The sequence below is a fragment of the Ensifer sp. PDNC004 genome (genome assembly GCF_016919405.1).
Lineage (GTDB): Bacteria > Pseudomonadota > Alphaproteobacteria > Rhizobiales > Rhizobiaceae > Ensifer.
In genome coordinates, this window is the sequence record NZ_CP070352.1 from 748900 (window position 1) to 766125 (window position 17226).

A 17226-nucleotide genomic window follows, 5' to 3' on the forward strand; every position below is an offset into this window, starting at 1 on the left:
CCTCTGCCTCACGCCCGCTGCTGGCGCTGGCGCGAAACGAAGATGATGCCCTTCTGAAGCAGAATGAAAGCAAAAAGCAGGAGCCCGATCAGGATCTTCGTCCACCAGCTCGACAGCGACCCGTCGAAGGTGATGTAGGTCTGGATCAACCCTTGAATGAGGATGCCCACCAGCGTGCCGGCAACGAAGCCTGAGCCTCCGGTCAGAAGGGTGCCGCCGATGACGACGGCGGTGATGGCGTCGAGCTCGACGCCGACAGCGGCAAGGGAATAGCCGGCAGAGGTGTAGAGCGAAAAGACGATGCCGGACAATCCCGCCAGCAAGCCCGAAAGGGCATAGATGCGGATTGTCGTCGCTGCGACCGGCACGCCCATCAACCGCGCCGTCGCCGTGCCGCCGCCGAGCGCATAGACATTGGTGCCGAAGCGTGTGCGGTGTGCGATCAGGATACCGATCGCAAAGACGAGCAGCATCAGCCCGCCGATCAGCGTGATACGGCCGCCACCCGGCAGCTTGAAATAAAGCCCCTTCAAGGTCGCGTAGAAGGGATGCCTGATCGGAATGCTGTCGATCGACAGCACGAAGGCCATGCCGCGCGCGAGGAACATGCCGGCCAGCGTAACGATGAAAGGGGGCATTTCCAGATAGTGGATGATCGCCCCCATCGCCGCGCCGAAGAGCGTCGCGATCGCCAGGACCATTGCGAAGGCGATGAGCGGGTGGATGCTTGTGTGTTCCAGCACCACAGCGAGAAACACGCCGGTAAAGGCGATGACCGAGCCGATCGAAAGATCGATGCCGCCGGAGATGATGACGAAGGTCATGCCGACGGCGGCGATACCGAGAAAGGCGTTGTCCGTCAGAAGGTTGCCGATGACACGCGTCGACAGCATGTTCGGATACTGCGCCACGCAGAGCGCGTAGCCGAGCAGGAAGATCACGAGCGTCGCGGTGAGCGGAAGATATTTGGGCTTCATTTTGCGGCTCGCTCGCTTGGGTTTCTCGCGCCGCGCGCCGGCACGAGGAAGGCAAAGGCGGTGCGGAACCGCGGCGACTGAAGCACCAGGATGAAGACGATGATCGCAGCCTTGATGATCAGGTTGAACTCCGGCGGGAAGCCGGAGAGAAGAATGCCGGTGTTGATCGCCTGGATGATAATGGCGCCGAGCACAGATGCGGCGATGCTGAAGCGGCCGCCAAGCAGGGACGTGCCGCCAACGACGACCGCGAGAATGGCATCGAGTTCCAGCCACAGACCGGCATTGTTGGCATCCGCACCGCGGATATCGGCGGCGGCGATGATGCCGGCGATGGCGGCGCATAGCCCGGAAAGGACATAGGCGGCGATCAGGAGTACCGGCGTCAGCACGCCGGACAGCGTGCTCGCCTGGCGATTGACGCCGATCGCCTCGATCAGCATGCCGAGCGCGGTGCGCCGGACGAGCAATGCGATCAATATGCCGAAGACCAGCCAGATCACCACCGGCATCGGCAGGCCGGCAAAGGAACCGCTGCCGATGAAGATAAGGCCGGGATCGTTGAAGGTCAGGATCGCACCCTCGGTGATGAGCTGGGCGATGCCGCGTCCGGCGACCATGAGGACCAGCGTCGCGATGATCGGCTGGATGTCGAGCACCGCGACCAGCACCCCATTCCAGAGACCGCAGAGAATGCCGACGCCGAGCGTAATCAGCAGCGTTGCGGCGAGCGAATGCCCCGAGGTAATCGCGGCGGCGGCGGTTGCCCCACAGATCGCCATGACGGCGCCGACCGAGAGATCAATACCCTTGGTGGCGATGACGACCGTCATGCCGATCGCCAGAAGCACCACCGGCGCGCCGCGATTGAGGATATCGATGAGGCTGCCATAGAGGCGGCCGTTCTGGATCTGCAGATTGAGGAAGCCGGGAAACACCAGCGATACGGCCACGACGATGATGCCGAGCGCGATCAGTTGCGGCAGCAACCGGTTGAAATAGAGCCTGAGGAACGACGTCACGACGTCCTCCTTTCATCGGTTGCGGCGATCGCTTCGACGATCTCACCGGCGGTGATCCGGCTGCCATCGAGTTCGGCGACATGGGCCCGATCGCGAAGCACGATTACCCGGGTGCTGTAGGCGACCAGTTCCTCGATCTCCGAGGAGACAACGATCAGGGACAGGCCCTTCTCGCGCAGCGCCTCGATCAGCTTGACGATTTCCGCATGGGCGCCGACATCGATGCCGCGCGTCGGCTCGTCGAGGATCAGGAATTCCGGTTCGGTGGCGAGCCAGCGTGCGAGGATCGCCTTCTGCTGGTTGCCGCCGGACAAGAGCTTGATCGGCTTCTCCCGGTCGGCGGTGCGGATATCGAGCGCGCGGATATAGTGGTCGGCCAGCCGGTTCTGCTCCGCCCGCGAGATCGGCCGGGTCCAGCCGCGACGGGCCTGCAGGGCGAGCACGATGTTTTCGCGCACCGAGAGATCGCCGATAATGCCCGATGTCTTGCGATCTTCCGGGCAGAAACCGAAGCGGTGGCGGATGGCGGCGCGCGGCGACGAAAGGTCGACCGCACGACCGTCGATTTCGGCCTCGCCGCTATCGGCGCGATGGGCGCCGAAGAGGAGTTCCGCGGTCTCCGTCCGTCCGGAGCCGAGCAGGCCGGCCATGCCGACCACTTCGCCGGCGCAAACGTCGAGATCGAAGGGACGGACACGACCTTTGCGGCCATAGTTGCGAAAGCGATAGCGCAACGGCCCTTGCTGGGCCTCCGAGCGCGGCGCATGGATTTCCGCCGCCAACTCGCGGCCGATCATCATCGCGATCAGTTCGCGGCGATCGAGGCCGGCGGTTTCGCGCGTCCCGACGAGCTGCCCGTTCCGGAGCACCGTGATCCGGTCGGAAATCTCATAGACCTGTTCGAGAAAGTGGGTGACGAAGACGATGCCGAGGCCGCGCATCTTGAGGCGCCTGACAATGCGGAACAGCATCGCCACCTCATGCGCATCGAGGCTTGCCGTCGGCTCGTCGAGGATCAGCACCTTTCCGGAGAGATCGACGGCCCGGGCAATCGCGACCACCTGCTGGATCGCGACCGAATAGCTGGCGAGATCGCGAGTGACGTCGATGTCGAGTTCGTAATCGGCAAGCAGATCCCGCGCGCGCCGGTTCATGGCACGGGTATCGACCATGCCGAAGCGGCGGGGCTGGCGCCCGAGGAAGAGGTTCTCGGCAACGGTCAGGTTCGGCAGCAGGTTGACCTCCTGGTAGACCGTGCCGATGCCGAGTGCCTGGGCCTCGAAGGTGTCGCGCGGATCGACCTCGGCATCGTCGAGCAGAATTGCGCCGCCATCGCGCCGGTAGGCGCCGGTCAGGCATTTGATCAAGGTGGACTTGCCGGCACCGTTTTCGCCAAGCAGCGCATGAACCTCGCCGCACCTGAGGTAAAAATCGACCTTGTCGAGAGCTCTGGTCCCCGGAAAGGTCTTTTCGATCCGGATCGCCTGGAGAATGTGGTCACTGGTCTGCATCGATACCGTCTCCGCGATGCTGGTATCTGCCGGCGAAAAGCGCAGCGCCTGGCTGCGGCAAGCTGCGCTCTTCAGCCGGAAACTCGAGAAAGAGCGTGGCCCGCGCGAGAAGCAGCGCGGGCCACGGCCGACGTCAGTAGCCGAGGCCCTTCTTTTCCTCGTAGACCTTCAGCGGCTCGTCGGCTTGCGTGTAGAGCTTAGATTCCGTCTGGATCCACTTCGGCGGCGCCGTGCCATCCTTCTGGAATGCGGCAAGCGCATCGAAGGCGGGACCGGCCATGTTCGGCGTCAGTTCGACCGTGGCATTGGCTTCGCCGGCGGCCATCGCCTGGAAGATATCCGGAACGGCATCGATCGACACGACAAGGATATCCTTTCCTGGCTTCAAGCCGGCTTCCTTGATCGCCTGGATGGCGCCGACGGCCATGTCGTCGTTGTGGGCGTAGAGCGCGCAAATGTTCTTGCCGCCGTCCTCGGCCTTGAGGAAGCTTTCCATGACTTCCTTGCCCTTGGTGCGCGTGAAGTCGCCGGTCTGGCTGCGGACGATCTTCAGATTATCGTGGCCGGAAAGCGCTTGTTCGAAGCCCTTCTTGCGGTCGATCGCCGGCGACGAACCGGTCGTGCCCTGAAGCTCGACGATGTTGCAGGGCTTGCCCGCGGTCGCATCGACCAGCCATTTGCCGGCCACATTGCCCTCATGCACGAGGTCGGAGGTGACTGCCGTCAGGTAAAGATCCTTCGACGAATCGACCGTACGGTCGAGCAGGATGACCGGGATTTCCGCGTCCTTGGCTTCCTGCAGCACTTCGTCCCAACCGGTGGCGACAACCGGGGCGACGAGGATGGCGTTCACCCCTTGCGCGATGAAGGAGCGGATCGCCTTGATCTGGTTTTCCTGTTTCTGCTGTGCGTCAGCGAATTTGAGGTCGATGCCGCGCTGCTCTGCCTGCTGCTTGGTCAGCGTCGTCTCGGCGGCGCGCCAGCCGGACTCCGAGCCGATCTGCGAAAAGCCGACGACCAGATCGGCCGCGGAAGCGCTGCCAAACGTGCAGGCAGCAAGGATCGTTGCACTCGCAAGTGCCTTGGCGATTTTCATGATTTCCTCCCAAAGAAAGCTGCCTCCACGCAGCCCATGAGAAAAAATCATATAATATTACTTTTGTAAACGGGGCACATTTCGCCTGTGACACGCCACGCGGTCGATTTTTTTCGCGAGAGGTTGGCGTGGAGGGAGCGCAGGGCCCGCTGAGGCGCCGGCACCCAACCAGGATTTTTAGAAGGCCGACTGGCTGCTGCGCGCTAGGCTTTCGCAGCCAGCAAGGTCCCCGTGGCGCTCGCGAGCATGACGAGGGCCACGCCGAAGATTTGGTTGAGGGAGAGCGCCTGCCCGAGCACGAGGAAGCCGGCACCGGCACCGATCGCCGGCTCGAGGCTCATCAGGATACCGAAGGCCGACGGCTGCATGCGCCGCAGCGCCATGAATTCGAGCGCGTAGGGCAGCAGCGGCACCAGGATGGCAAGCCCGGCCGTCATCAAAAGCATGTCGAATGAGAAGCCGGCTTGGACCTGAGACAGGCCGAACGGCGTCGCAAACAGCGCGGCAAAGAGCAGCGAAACGGCAAGCCCCTCCAATCCCTTGAAGCGTTGGCCGGCCTGCTTCATCAGGATGATATAGCCGCCCCAGCCGATCGCCGCACCGAAGGCGAACAGAAGCCCGCGCGTATCGGCAACCCAGGAGGAGCCGTCCCAGGAGAGGCAGAGTACGCCGGCGGCAGCGATTAGAGGGCAGAGCAGGCGCCAGCCACGACCGCCGAAAACGGCCGCAACGGTCAGGGGACCGAGAAACTCGATCGCCACCGCAAGGCCGAGCGGGATGCGCGCGATCGCCGCGAAGAAACAGAGCGTCATCACCGCCATCGTCGCGCCGAGCGAAAGCCCGGAAATCCACTGCGCCCGGGTGTAGCGGAGAAAAGGCGGGCGAACGAGAACAAGCAGGAAGGCGGCCGCCCAGGAGAGCCGCAGCCAGGTCGCGCCGAAGGCGCCGACGCTTTCCATGGCCGGTTTGGAGAGTGCGGCGCCAAACTGCACGCTCGACATCGAGAGCAGGCAAAAGACGATGGCGATCGTGACGCGCCCGTTGGCGTCACCCGCCGCACCCGGTTCGCTCCACGCGCTATCCGCTGTCGTCTCGGCTTCCGCCATGTCCGTTCTCCTCTTGGGCTTGAACAGACATAGCAATCCCGGCACAATAAGGAACGCTAATAATTGTGATGCCTTCATAAGGGATCGTTATATGAATGATTTGGATATCGCTCTGTTGCGCGCCTTCGTCGTCACCGCCGAATGCGGCAGCGTCAGCGGTGCGGCGCAGCGGCTGGCAAGGACGCAAGCGGCCGTCAGCATGCAGTTGCGCCGGCTGGAGGACGATCTCGGCGCGCGACTGTTGAACCGCAATGCAAGAGGCATGGACCTGACCGAAGCCGGACATGTGCTCCTGCCCTACGCGCAGAAGATGCTGGGGCTCAGCGCCGGCGCCCGGCGCGCGCTTGCCGGACAGGCGCTCCAGGGACCCATCCGCTTCGGCATGATCGAGGACATTGCGGTGGGCTCACTGCCGCGGGCGCTGCAGCGCTTAGCCGACTGCCATCCGAATGTGGCGCTCGAACTGACGGTGACCGAAAGCACCGTACTGTCGGAAAAGCTGTCGCAGGGCCAGCTCGATGTCGCGATCGGCGACCCGGCGCTGATCCGCGGAGAGCCGATCCTTACCTGGCGACTGCCGCTCCGGTGGGTTGCCGCACGCGGTTTCGAGGTGCCGGCGGAAGGGCCGTTGCCGCTCATCACCTTCGACGGGGTCTGCACCTGGCGGCAGAAGATGATCGAAGCGCTGAAGGGCGGGCATCGTCCCTGGCGCACGGTGCTGACAAGCGCCAGCCTGTCCTCCATCCAGTCGATGATCGAGGCGGGGCTTGGCATCGCCGTTCTCCTGGATCTCAACATTCGTCCCAACACGATGCGGGTTCTCGGCGCCGAAGAGGGCCTGCCGCCCGCCCCGGTGATCGAGCTTGGACTTTTCGCCGCCGACGACCAGGGCCTGGCGTCCCGCCCGGTCGCAGCACTTTGGGCGTTTCTTTCCGACGAACTCCAGGCGCAGGCCCTGGCAACCGGCCGCGCCGCGTGACGGCGCGCGGCCACGCCCCTTTCCATGAACGAAATAAGGCGCCCAGAGATTGAAAAAACCGAGGCAAAATTTTACTAAATAAGAATTGCGCCGCGCCCGAAAGGAAGGCCGCGGCGGCGGGCAGGACATTGGATATGGTCACAATCAAGGAAATCGCTTCGGCTGTCGGCGTCTCCTCGGCGACGGTCTCTCGGGTGCTGAACTACGATCCGACCCTTTCGATCTCGACCAAGAAGCGGCAGGCGATCATCGAAACGGCCGAGGCGCTGAACTACGCGACACCGCGCAACCGCGGCCGCGGCGCGGGTCCCCTGCAGGGCCTGAAGTTCGCGCTGGTGCATTTCCTTCAGCCCGCCCAGGAACTGATCGACCCCTATTATGTCGGTGTGCGGCTCGGCATCGAGAACCGCTGCCAGGCTCTGAAGATCGAGGTGGTGAAAGTCTTCCACAACGGCAATCTGCCGGAGGCGGCAATCCTGCAGGGGGCGAATGGCGTCGTCGCCGTGGGCCACCACTATGGCGAAGAAGTCCACTGGCTGCGGCGGCACAGCCGCCATCTGGTCTTTGCGGATTTCGCCCCCGACGATGATGTCGACGACAGTGTGATGAGCGACGTCTCGATCGCGATGAACCGCCTGCTAGACGGCGTTTACGGCATGGGATACCGCCGCATCGGCTTTCTCGGCTGGATCGACGCCTTCCGCGACAAGGACCACATCCATTCGGAACGCCGCTGCCGCGCCTTCATTCAATGGATGACGAGGGCCGGCCTTTACGACCCCGAACTCTGCATGGTCGAGAAGCTGACGCCTGACAGCGGCTATACGCTCGCCAAGGCGATGCTATCGAAGCCCAATCCGCCCAAGATCCTCGTCACCTGCAACGACAACATGGCGATCGGCGCCTACCGCGCCATTCACGAGATGGGCCTGCGGATCCCCGACGATGTCGCCGTCGCGAGTTTCAACGACATTCCTGTCGCCCAGTTTCTCGGGCCACCGCTTTCGACGGTGAAGATCCCAGCCGAAGTGATCGGCGAGACGGCCGTCGACCTTCTGGTCGAGCGGCTGACCGGACGCGACGTCGCGAAGAAGGTGATCCTCGGAACCGAGATGGTCTGGCGCGGCAGCACGGCTGCCGCCGGCGCGTAAAACGGTCGGTAAAAAACGCGTGGTAAAAATTTACTGAAATATTGCCTTCTCCAGAATTTTGCGAAATACTCCGCGCCGAGACTAGGAGGAACGTCTCGGGGAACGAATTTCGAGGGAGGAGAAACTAATGGACATGCGTACCTATCTGCCGCGCTTTGCCGCCATCGCGCTTGCAGGCGCCAGCCTCTTGGCCGTCACGGCCGCCGAGGCCAAGGAAATCACCATCTGGTGCTGGGATCCGAACTTCAACGTTGCGATCATGAAGGAGGCCGGCGCGCGCTACACCAAGACGCATCCGGACGTGACCTTCAACATCGTCGATTTCGCCAAGGCCGACGTCGAGCAGAAGCTGCAGACCGGCCTTTCGTCAGGCACCGCGGACGCCCTGCCTGACATCGTTCTGATCGAAGACTACGGCGCGCAGAAATATCTGCAGTCCTTCCCCGGCGCCTTCGCGCCGCTCTCCGGCACTGTCGATTATTCCGGCTTCGCTCCCTACAAGGTCGAACTGATGACGCTGGATGGCCAGGTCTACGGCATGCCGTTCGATTCCGGCGTCACCGGGCTCTACTATCGCAAGGACTATCTGGAGCAGGCCGGCTTCAAGCCGGAGGACATGCAAGGCATCACCTGGGACCGCTTCATCGAGATCGGAAAGCAGGTCGAGGCCAAGACCGGCAAGAAGATGATGGGCCTCGACCCAACCGACGCGGGCCTCGTGCGCATCATCATGCAATCGGCCGGGCAATGGTATTTCGACAAGGAAGGCAAGGCCAACATCACCGGCAACGCGGCGTTGAAGGCGTCGCTGGAAACGATCAACAAGATCATGGCCGCCAACATCTACAAGCCGGCCGCTGGCTGGTCCGATTGGGTCGGGACCTTCACCTCGGGCGATGTCGCCACCGTCATCACCGGCGTCTGGATCACCGGCACGGTCAAGGCGCAGCCGGACCAGTCCGGCAAGTGGGGCGTGGCGCCGATCCCGGCGCTGTCGATCGACGGCGCAACGCATGCCTCCAACCTCGGCGGATCGAGCTGGTACGTGCTTGAAGGCTCGGCCGAAAAGGCCGAAGCGATCGACTTCCTGAACGAGGTCTACGCCAAGGACGTCGATTTCTACCAAACGATCCTGACCGACCGCGGCGCTGTCGGCTCGCTGCTTGCCGCCCGCGGCGGGGCCGCCTACGGCGAGGCCGATGCCTTCTTCGGCGGCGAGAAGGTCTGGCAGAACTTCTCCGACTGGCTCGCGAAGGTTCCCTCCGTCAACTACGGCGTCTTCACCAACGAGGCGGACACGGCCGTTACCGCACAGCTTCCGGCGCTGCAGCAGGGGACGCCCGTCGATGACATCCTGAAGGCGATCGACGCCGAGGTCAGCGCACAGGTCCAGTAATCGCCACGGCGATCGTCTGCATTGCTCCTGGCCGCGGTAATCACACCGCGGCCAACGGCTCCTGCTATTCATGGGGATGATGATGGCTCTCGCGCGTCGCGGCGGCATCGGCCGATACTACAACGTCAATGGCTGGCTCTTCGTCGCGCCGGCGCTCGGGCTGATCGCCCTTTTCATGATCTATCCGATCGTCTGGTCGCTGTGGATGTCGTTCCAGTCCGGCCGCGGCATGATGCTGAAATTCGCCGGCTTCGCCAACATCGTCCGCCTCTGGAACGATCCGGTCTTCATCAAGGCCCTCACCAACACGCTGACCTATTTCGTCGTGCAGGTGCCGATCATGATCCTCCTGGCGCTGATCCTGGCGTCACTGCTCAACAACCCCAAACTCGTTGGCCGCGGCTTCTTCCGCACCGCCATCTTCCTGCCCTGCGTCACCTCGCTCGTTGCCTATTCGGTGCTGTTCAAGGGCATGTTCGCGCTCGACGGCATCGTCAATTCGACGCTCGAGGCAATCGGCCTCATCGCCTCGCCGATCCCGTGGCTGACGCATCCCTTCTGGGCAAAAACACTCGTCATCATCGCGATCACCTGGCGCTGGACCGGCTACAACATGATCTTCTACCTCGCGGCGATGCAGAACATCGACAAGTCGATCTATGAGGTCGCCCGGATCGATGGCGTGCCCGCCTGGGCGCGGTTCACCCACATCACCATCCCGCTGTTGAAACCCGTCATCCTGTTCACGACGATCATTTCGACGATCGGCACGATCCAGCTCTTCGACGAGGTCTATAACCTGACCGAAGGCAAGGGTGGCCCGTCGAACGCGACGCTGACGCTCTCGCTCTACATCTACAACCTGACCTTCCGCTTCATGCCGAATTTCGGCTACGCCGCGACGGTCTCCTACGTGATCGTCGTGCTCGTCGCGCTGCTTGCCTGCCTCCAGTTCTTCGCGGCACGGGAGCGCGACCGATGAGCAACGGAACCACACGTATCGCCGGCACCATCATCACCTACGGCTTCGTCGGGCTGATGGCCTTTCTCTCGATCTTTCCCTTCGTCTGGATGCTTCTCGGCGCAACCAATTCGTCGATCGACATCATCAAGGGCAGGATGATGCCGGGCAGCGCGCTTGCCACCAACATCGCCACCTTCTTTACCCAGGTGAACGCACCGCTGGTCTTCTGGAATTCGGCCAAGATCGCCATTCTGGCGACGGTGCTGACGCTCGCCGTCTCGTCGCTTGCCGGCTACGGCTTCGAGATGTTTCGCTCGCGCCACCGCGATCGGATCTACAGCGCCATGCTGATCACGATGATGATTCCGTTTGCGGCGCTGATGATCCCGCTCTTCATCATGATGGGCAAGGCGGGGCTGATCAACACCCACATTGCCGTCGTGCTGCCGACGATCGGCTCGGCCTTCATCGTCTTCTATTTCCGCCAGACCACCAAGGCGTTCCCGTCCGAACTGCGCGACGCGGCCAAGGTCGACGGCCTCAAGGAATGGCAGATCTTCCTGTTCATCTACGTGCCGGTGATGCGCTCGACCTATGCGGCCGCCTTCATCATCGTCTTCATGACGGCGTGGAACAACTATCTCTGGCCGCTGATCGTGCTGCAGTCGAACGAGCAGAAGACGATCACGCTGGTCATCTCCTCTCTCGCGTCTGCCTACTACCCCGACTACGGCGTCGTCATGGTCGGCACCATTCTCGCGACGCTTCCCACCCTCGCGGTCTTCTTCTTCATGCAACGCCAATTCGTCCAGGGAATGCTGGGCTCAGTCAAATAGGAATGATCATGCGTTCTGTTACCTCTTTCAACGACACCTGGATTTTCTCCGAAGGCTTCGATGCGGCAAGCGCCGGACGCCTGCAGGTGGGCAAGTCGGTCAGCCTGCCGCACAATGCGGTCGAACTGCCGTTCAACTATTTCGACGAGACCTCCTATCAGCGCGCCTTCACCTACCAGAAGGTGCTCGCCTGGCGTCGGGAGTTTCACGGCCGCGAAGTCTCGCTCGTCTTCGACGCCGCCATGGCCGACGCCGTCGTCTATCTCAACGGCGAAGAGATCATCGCCCACAAGGACGGTTACACGCCCTTCGAAGCGCGGCTGGCGGAGAAGCTGCGGGAGGGCGACAACCTGATCACCGTCAAGATCGACGGCAGCGAGAACCCCGAGATCCCGCCTTTCGGCGGTCGCATCGACTATCTCACCTATGCCGGCATCTATCGCGACGTCTGGCTGAAGGTCACCGATGCCGTTTCGATCGCCAATCTCAAAATCGAGACCCGCGATGCGCTGAGCGAAACCAAGTCCGTCTCGATCCGTTGCGACCTCGCCAATCCGGAAGGACTGGCCTTCACCGGCACAATCACCGCGCTGCTCCAGGACGCGAACGGCAAGGTGCTGGCGGAAGTTGCCGGCGAAAGCCGCGGCGAGAGCGTCACGCTTGAGCTCAAGGGGCTGAAGGGCCTTTCGCTCTGGGATATCGACAGCCCCGTTCTCTATGAAGTCGAGGCGCAACTGCGCAGCGACCGTGGCAGCGACCGGCTGTCGTCGCGCTTCGGCTTCCGCACGGCCGAATTCACCACCGAGGGGTTCAAGCTCAACGGCCGGCCGCTGAAGATCCGCGGCCTCAACCGCCACCAGGCCTTCCCCTATGTCGGCTACGCCATGGGCCGTACGGCACAGGAGCGCGACGCGGAACTCCTGAAGAACACGCTGCATTGCAATCTCGTGCGCACCTCGCACTATCCGCAGTCAAAATGGTTCCTCGACCATTGCGACCGCATCGGCCTGCTGGTGTTCGAGGAAATCCCCGGCTGGCAGCACATCGGCGGCGAGGCGTGGAAGCAGGAAGCGATCGAGAATGTCCGCCGCATGATCGAGCGCGACTGGAACCATCCGTCGATCATCATCTGGGGCGTGCGCATCAACGAATCCCAGGACTCGCATGATTTCTACGTCGAGACCAACCGGCTGGCGCGTGAACTCGACCCGACGCGCCAGACCGGCGGCGTGCGCTACATCACCGACAGCGAATACCTCGAAGACGTCTACACCATGAACGACTTCATCCTCGGCAACGAGGAACTGCCGGGCGCGAACCGCCCGCGCACGGCGCTGCGGCCGCAGCAGGAATGCACCGGTCTCACCCGCAAGGTCCCCTATATGATCACCGAATTCGGCGGTCACATGTTTCCGACGAAGATCTACGACCAGGAGCAGAGACAGGCCGAGCATGTGCGCCGGCATCTGGAAGTGCTGAACGCAGCCTATGGCGACCCGAGCATTTCCGGCGCCGTCGGCTGGTGCATGTTCGACTACAACACCCACAAGGACTTCGGCTCCGGCGACCGGATCTGCTATCACGGTGTCATGGACATGTTCCGCCAGCCGAAATTCGCAGCCTATGTCTATGCCAGCCAAGGCGAACCGTCGGAGGGCGTGGTGATGAAGCCGGTCACCTTCTGGGCCCGTGGCGAGCGCAATATCGGCGGCGTGCTGCCGTTGATCGTGCTCACCAATTGCGACGAGGTCGAGCTGAAATACGGCTCGCTCGTCAAACGCGTCGGCCCGGACCGCGAGAACTTCCCGCATCTGCCGCATCCGCCCGTCGTCATCGACCATCGCCACTTCACCAAGGACGAACTCGGCGTCTGGGGCATGAAGTGGGAAGACGCAGCCTTCACCGGCTTTATCAACGGCGAGTCCGTCGCCAACCTCCGCATGGTCGCCGATCCGGTGCCAACGGCGCTGGAAGTCGTCCCCGACAGCACGGCGCTTCGGGCCGAAGGGCGCGACAGCGTGCGGGTGATCGTGCGCGCACTCGATCAGGCCGGCAACGTGCTGCCCTTCCTCAATGACGCGGTCGACGTGACAGTCACCGGCCCTGCCCGCCTTCTCGGCCCCGATCGCCTGATCTTCCAGGGCGGTTCGACCGGCTTCTGGCTGGAAACGACGGGTGCTGCCGGCGGCATCGCCGTCGCGGTGACCTCGACGCGGCTTGGAACCGTGAGGCTGGAGCTTTCGGCGGTGTCGGACGAGGCGGCGGCTGCATGAGCGAACTCCAACTTAAAGACGTCAGAAAGTCCTATGGCACCTTCGAGGTCATCAAAGGTGTCGACCTCGACATCAAGGCCGGCGAATTCGTCGTCTTTGTCGGGCCGTCCGGTTGCGGCAAGTCGACCCTGCTTCGAATGATCGCCGGCCTCGAGGAGATCACCTCAGGTGATCTCACCATCGGCGGCGAGCGCATGAACGATGTCGACCCGTCGAAACGCGGCATCGCCATGGTGTTCCAGTCCTATGCACTCTACCCGCATATGACGGTCCGGGAGAACATGGGCTTCGCACTGCGTTTTGCCGGCGTGCCCAAGGCCGAGATCGCGCAGCGCGTCGGCGAAGCCGCGAACATCCTGGAACTAGGGCAGCTGCTAGATCGCAAGCCGAAACAGCTTTCGGGCGGCCAGCGCCAGCGCGTGGCGATCGGCCGGGCGATTGTGCGGCATCCGAAGATCTTTCTCTTCGACGAGCCGCTGTCGAACCTCGATGCGGAATTGCGGGTGCACATGCGCATCGAGATCGCCAGGCTGCACAAGAAGCTTCAGACCACGATCGTCTACGTCACCCACGACCAGGTTGAGGCGATGACGCTTGCCGACAAGATCGTCGTCATGCGCGGCGGTGTGGTCGAACAGGTCGGCTCCCCGCTCGACCTTTACGACAATCCCGCCAATCTCTTCGTCGCCGGTTTCATCGGTTCGCCGAAGATGAACTTTTTGAAAGGGATCGTCGAAACGGGCGCCGGCGGAGAGAAGCATGTCCGCCTGCCGGATTTCAGCAATGCGACGCTGCCGATTGCGGTCAAGGACGCAACGTCCGGCAGCACAGTGACCATCGGCATTCGCCCGGAGCATTTCGGCGACAGTGGCTCGGCGAGCCTCGACCTGACGATCGACATGCTGGAGCATCTGGGCGGCGAGACCTTTGCCTATGCGCGGCACGGCGACGGCGAACTGATCATCATCGAAACGAAAAACGGCCGCGGCCTGAAGTCCGGCGACAGCATCGCCGCCCGCTTCGAACCCACGGCCGCTCTGGTGTTCGACGCGGAAGGCAGGCGCCTGCGCTAGAGAATATCCACCATCGCAGAACGGCGCCACCTGCGAGGATGGCGCCGTTCGTTATTGTCACGGGAACATGCCCTTCGGCGTTTCACCCTTCAGGAAGGGCTCGATGAAAGCCTCTAACAGTTCCGTCTGGTTGATGACGGCGGTGTGCGACGTCGCCGGCAGGATCGCGAGCCGCGAAGGCGACAGCGGCTTTCCCATGTCGCCCATGGCGCCGCCACCAAGCAGGCGGAACAGTGCCACCGTGTGCTCCAACGTCGCCACATCGGCATCGCCGGCGATGACGAGAACCGGGGTCTTCAGTGCCTTGACATCCGGCTCCCAGGCCATCGGCTCTTTTTCGAGCTGGATCAGCTTCTTGACCAGATCGGGAAACCCATCCGGATTGGCGGCGAGCTTGCGGTAGTCTTCGGCAAAGGGCATGCCGACGAACATCTCGACAGTCATCTGCGGGATGAATGCTTTGAATTCCGGCTGCCAGCCCTCTGCATCGTAGCCGACGGACGCGGCGGCTAGCTTGTTCACCTTGTCCGGATGGCGGATCGCCAACTGCAGGCCGGCAGCCGCACCCATTGAGTAGCCGAAGACATCGGCCTTCTCCAGCTTCACCGCATCCATGAAGGTGGCGACGTCGTCCGCGAGGTTCGGATAGGTGATCGGTCGATCGATATCGGTGGTGCGGCCATGGCCCTGGAACTCGATTGCATAGACCTTGTGGGTCTCGGCCAGCTTCGGGATGATCGCACCCATCGAGGGAATGTTCATGTAGGCGCCGTGTAGCACGACCAGCGGCTCGCCCTCGCCCGAGACCTCGTAATACATCTTCATGCCGTTGACTTCGACGGTCTCAGCCTCGGCAAAGGCAGTGCCGGACATGAGCAGGGCGCCAGCGATCAAAGCGGTACGAAACATTCTCAATCTCCTTGTTGTCAGCGCGGTTGTGCACCGCCTTCGAGATTAAGACGCATGACGTCGTCATCTCCCGACATCGACAGCCAAGAAAATTTCGCGCATTCGTTGCGGTGCCCAGCAAACGCGTCGCGCCTTGGTCCGCCGGCGCTTCAGCCTGACGGGTTGAGGCTCACCCGCAGGGGCGCGAACTGCGATACGGCAAAATCCATGAGCTTTCGCACCCGCGGCAATTCACGTAATTCCGGGTGAACACCGAGCTTCAGCGGCAGAACCGGCGCGGCAACGCCGAGGTCAAGGGCCACAAGCCCATTCCGGCCGGCGGCGATAAAGTGCGGCAGCGTGGCAAGTGCCTGTCCGGTCTCAACCGCACTCAATTGCGAGCGGATCGAATTCGTGCGCAGCAGCACTCTCGCCTCCGGCAAAAGATCTTTCAGCCAGGTCGAGAGCGATACCCGCACAGGCACCTCCACCAGCTCGACAATCGTCTGGTTCCTGCCTTCGCCCGCAACATCCGGATGGCCGAAACGATCAAGGTAGGCCTCTGTTGCAAACAGGCCGTAGGCGACATCGGCAACCTTGCGCTCGACGATATCGTTTTGGTCGAAACTGCCGAAACGCAAGGCGATGTCCGCGTCCCGCCGGGACAGGTTGAAGCGCCGGCCATCGTTCAAAAGGTGAATGCTGACGCCGGGATGCATTGCTGCAAACTTGGTCAGGATCGGCGCCAGGAGGTAGTCTCCGATCCAGTCGAGGCTGGTCACGGTGATGGTGCCTTCTAGTGCGTCGTCCTGCACCGCAAGGCGCCGTTCCACCGCAAGCGCGTTCGCCTCCATGTGCTCGAGCGCAGAAAGGATGGAGAGGCACACGGCGGTCGGCACGAGGCCGCCCGGTTGCCGCTCGAACAGTGTTTTGCGCGTCTTCTGCTCAAAAGCCTCGAGGCGACGGCTGAGCGTCGGTTGCGTGGTGCCCATCGCACGGGCGGCTGCACTCAGCGAGCCGTGGCGGACCAAGTGCTGAACAAGATGGAGTTCTTCCCAGTCCACAGGCACCTCAGGGTTCAGCCGGCCGAGGCGGCTCGCCTCGACGGTAATTCATAGGCACTTTCGTGCCCGCCGTCATGCCCCCGTCGATCGGCAGTACCACGCCGGTGATGTAACTCGCCGCATCGGAACAGAGCCAGAGGACACTTGCGGCCACCTCCTCCATCCGGCCAAGCCGGCGCATCGGCGTCGAAAGTGCTGCGTGCCGCTGGATGTCCGCGCCGGCGGTCTCGAGATGGTGGGTGAGGATCGGCCCGGGCGCAACGACATTGATCCGGATGCCCTGGTCGGCATAGTCCAGCGCCGCCGCCTTGGTCAGCCCGATGATCCCAGCCTTCGCACCGACATAGGCGGAAAGCCCAGAGGTGCCGTTGATGCCGGCAACCGACGCCATGTTGACGATCGCACCGCCACCGCCCCTCGCCATCGCCTCGATCTGGTAACGCATGCCGAGAAAGGTGCCGCGAATGTTGGTGCGGATGCCGCGATCGAACCCTTCGATATCGAGATCGGCAAGCGAGGCCGGCATGGTTCCATCCGTCGCATTGTTGAAGGCGGCGTCGAGCCGGCCATAGTGCTGCATCACACTTGCAAGCGCCTGCTTCATGGCACTCTCGTCGCCGACATCGGCAGCGATCGCCAGTGCGTCGCCGCCCGCCTGGCGGATGGAAACCGCCAACGCCTCGACCGCCGGCTGCGAGCGGGAAAGAAGGACAACGGATGCGCCGGCCTGCGCAAAGGCGCGGGCGGTGGCCGCGCCGATACCCTTGCTGGCGCCTGCGACTAAGGCGACTTTGCCTGCAAATCCCAGAATGTTTGTGTTCATCAACCCGACTCCATCTGACGTTGTCGCACCGTTTTTAGCGCCGGACGACGACGGCTGCCTCGTGCAG

General features: G+C 62.8%; 15 protein-coding genes. 7 read left to right on the plus strand and 8 right to left on the minus strand.

The genetic code is table 11. The features are described from left to right. Positions 1-8 precede the first annotated feature (8 nt). From yjfF to JVX98_RS03325, 5 genes are all read right to left on the minus strand, one after another. The gene (gene yjfF / locus JVX98_RS03305) at positions 9-977 is read right to left on the minus strand and encodes a galactofuranose ABC transporter, permease protein YjfF (protein WP_205236853.1); all 969 of its coding nucleotides are present in this window, start codon (positions 975-977) and stop codon (positions 9-11) included. Continuing rightward, positions 974-1999: an ABC transporter permease gene (locus JVX98_RS03310; protein ID WP_205236854.1), complete on the minus strand. Its 1026-nt coding sequence runs from the start codon at positions 1997-1999 to the stop codon at positions 974-976. The genes yjfF and JVX98_RS03310 overlap by 4 nt, the downstream gene beginning before the upstream one ends. Next, the gene (ytfR, locus tag JVX98_RS03315) at positions 1996-3510 is read right to left on the minus strand and encodes a galactofuranose ABC transporter, ATP-binding protein YtfR (protein ID WP_205236855.1); all 1515 of its coding nucleotides are present in this window, start codon (positions 3508-3510) and stop codon (positions 1996-1998) included. Before ytfR ends, JVX98_RS03310 begins: the two co-directional genes overlap by 4 nt. Before the next feature lie 133 nt (positions 3511-3643). Beyond that, positions 3644-4606: a galactofuranose ABC transporter, galactofuranose-binding protein YtfQ gene (gene ytfQ, locus JVX98_RS03320; RefSeq protein ID WP_205236856.1), complete on the minus strand. Its 963-nt coding sequence runs from the start codon at positions 4604-4606 to the stop codon at positions 3644-3646. A gap of 203 nt (positions 4607-4809) precedes the next feature. Further along, positions 4810-5712 carry a DMT family transporter gene (locus JVX98_RS03325; RefSeq protein WP_205236857.1) on the minus strand — a complete coding sequence of 301 codons (903 nt, stop codon included), beginning with the start codon at positions 5710-5712 and terminating at the stop codon, positions 4810-4812. A gap of 91 nt (positions 5713-5803) precedes the next feature. On the opposite strand from JVX98_RS03325, the gene JVX98_RS03330 reads away from it, so the two are divergent. The 7 genes from JVX98_RS03330 to JVX98_RS03360 all read left to right on the plus strand — a co-directional run bounded on the left by JVX98_RS03330 (position 5804) and on the right by JVX98_RS03360 (position 14384). Beyond that, positions 5804-6691, plus strand: a complete 888-nt coding sequence (locus tag JVX98_RS03330; protein ID WP_205236858.1) for a LysR family transcriptional regulator — start codon at positions 5804-5806, stop codon at positions 6689-6691. A gap of 134 nt (positions 6692-6825) precedes the next feature. Then, entirely contained in the window at positions 6826-7842 is a 1017-nt protein-coding gene (locus JVX98_RS03335; RefSeq protein ID WP_205236859.1) for a LacI family DNA-binding transcriptional regulator, read from the plus strand. 127 nt (positions 7843-7969) lie between these two features. Then, positions 7970-9238: an ABC transporter substrate-binding protein gene (locus JVX98_RS03340; RefSeq protein WP_205236860.1), complete on the plus strand. Its 1269-nt coding sequence runs from the start codon at positions 7970-7972 to the stop codon at positions 9236-9238. An 82-nt stretch (positions 9239-9320) separates the two neighbouring features. After that, positions 9321-10220, plus strand: a complete 900-nt coding sequence (locus JVX98_RS03345; protein WP_192449412.1) for a carbohydrate ABC transporter permease — start codon at positions 9321-9323, stop codon at positions 10218-10220. After that, positions 10217-11038 carry a carbohydrate ABC transporter permease gene (locus JVX98_RS03350; protein ID WP_205236861.1) on the plus strand — a complete coding sequence of 274 codons (822 nt, stop codon included), beginning with the start codon at positions 10217-10219 and terminating at the stop codon, positions 11036-11038. The genes JVX98_RS03345 and JVX98_RS03350 overlap by 4 nt, the downstream gene beginning before the upstream one ends. 8 nt (positions 11039-11046) lie before the next feature. Next, on the plus strand, positions 11047-13311 hold the full coding sequence (locus JVX98_RS03355) for a glycoside hydrolase family 2 TIM barrel-domain containing protein (protein WP_205236862.1): 2265 nt from the start codon (positions 11047-11049) through the stop codon (positions 13309-13311). Continuing rightward, a complete protein-coding gene (locus JVX98_RS03360) occupies positions 13308-14384 on the plus strand; it encodes an ABC transporter ATP-binding protein (protein WP_205236863.1) in 1077 nt (358 codons plus the stop codon). Before JVX98_RS03355 ends, JVX98_RS03360 begins: the two co-directional genes overlap by 4 nt. A 57-nt stretch (positions 14385-14441) precedes the next feature. On the opposite strand, the gene JVX98_RS03365 is transcribed toward JVX98_RS03360, so the two are convergent. The 3 genes from JVX98_RS03365 to JVX98_RS03375 form a co-directional block, all read right to left on the minus strand. Further along, positions 14442-15293, minus strand: a complete 852-nt coding sequence (locus JVX98_RS03365; RefSeq protein ID WP_192449408.1) for an alpha/beta fold hydrolase — start codon at positions 15291-15293, stop codon at positions 14442-14444. Positions 15294-15442: 149 nt separating this feature from the next. Beyond that, entirely contained in the window at positions 15443-16336 is an 894-nt protein-coding gene (locus tag JVX98_RS03370) for a LysR family transcriptional regulator (protein WP_143556298.1), read from the minus strand. A gap of 7 nt (positions 16337-16343) precedes the next feature. After that, the gene (locus tag JVX98_RS03375; RefSeq protein ID WP_205236864.1) at positions 16344-17159 is read right to left on the minus strand and encodes an SDR family NAD(P)-dependent oxidoreductase; all 816 of its coding nucleotides are present in this window, start codon (positions 17157-17159) and stop codon (positions 16344-16346) included. Between the last annotated feature and the right edge of the window lie 67 nt (positions 17160-17226).

What these genes read in the sequence shown, in the direction of transcription:
- yjfF (WP_205236853.1), bottom strand. Translation starts at nt 977, where the DNA reads ATGAAGCCCAAATATCTTCCGCTCACCGCGACGCTCGTGATCTTCCTG.
- ytfR (WP_205236855.1), bottom strand. Translation starts at nt 3,510, where the DNA reads ATGCAGACCAGTGACCACATTCTCCAGGCGATCCGGATCGAAAAGACC.
- ytfQ (WP_205236856.1), bottom strand. Translation starts at nt 4,606, where the DNA reads ATGAAAATCGCCAAGGCACTTGCGAGTGCAACGATCCTTGCTGCCTGC.
- JVX98_RS03325 (WP_205236857.1), bottom strand. Translation starts at nt 5,712, where the DNA reads ATGGCGGAAGCCGAGACGACAGCGGATAGCGCGTGGAGCGAACCGGGT.
- JVX98_RS03330 (WP_205236858.1), top strand. Translation starts at nt 5,804, where the DNA reads ATGAATGATTTGGATATCGCTCTGTTGCGCGCCTTCGTCGTCACCGCC.
- JVX98_RS03335 (WP_205236859.1), top strand. Translation starts at nt 6,826, where the DNA reads ATGGTCACAATCAAGGAAATCGCTTCGGCTGTCGGCGTCTCCTCGGCG.
- JVX98_RS03340 (WP_205236860.1), top strand. Translation starts at nt 7,970, where the DNA reads ATGGACATGCGTACCTATCTGCCGCGCTTTGCCGCCATCGCGCTTGCA.
- JVX98_RS03345 (WP_192449412.1), top strand. Translation starts at nt 9,321, where the DNA reads ATGGCTCTCGCGCGTCGCGGCGGCATCGGCCGATACTACAACGTCAAT.
- JVX98_RS03350 (WP_205236861.1), top strand. Translation starts at nt 10,217, where the DNA reads ATGAGCAACGGAACCACACGTATCGCCGGCACCATCATCACCTACGGC.
- JVX98_RS03355 (WP_205236862.1), top strand. Translation starts at nt 11,047, where the DNA reads ATGCGTTCTGTTACCTCTTTCAACGACACCTGGATTTTCTCCGAAGGC.
- JVX98_RS03360 (WP_205236863.1), top strand. Translation starts at nt 13,308, where the DNA reads ATGAGCGAACTCCAACTTAAAGACGTCAGAAAGTCCTATGGCACCTTC.
- JVX98_RS03365 (WP_192449408.1), bottom strand. Translation starts at nt 15,293, where the DNA reads ATGTTTCGTACCGCTTTGATCGCTGGCGCCCTGCTCATGTCCGGCACT.
- JVX98_RS03375 (WP_205236864.1), bottom strand. Translation starts at nt 17,159, where the DNA reads ATGAACACAAACATTCTGGGATTTGCAGGCAAAGTCGCCTTAGTCGCA.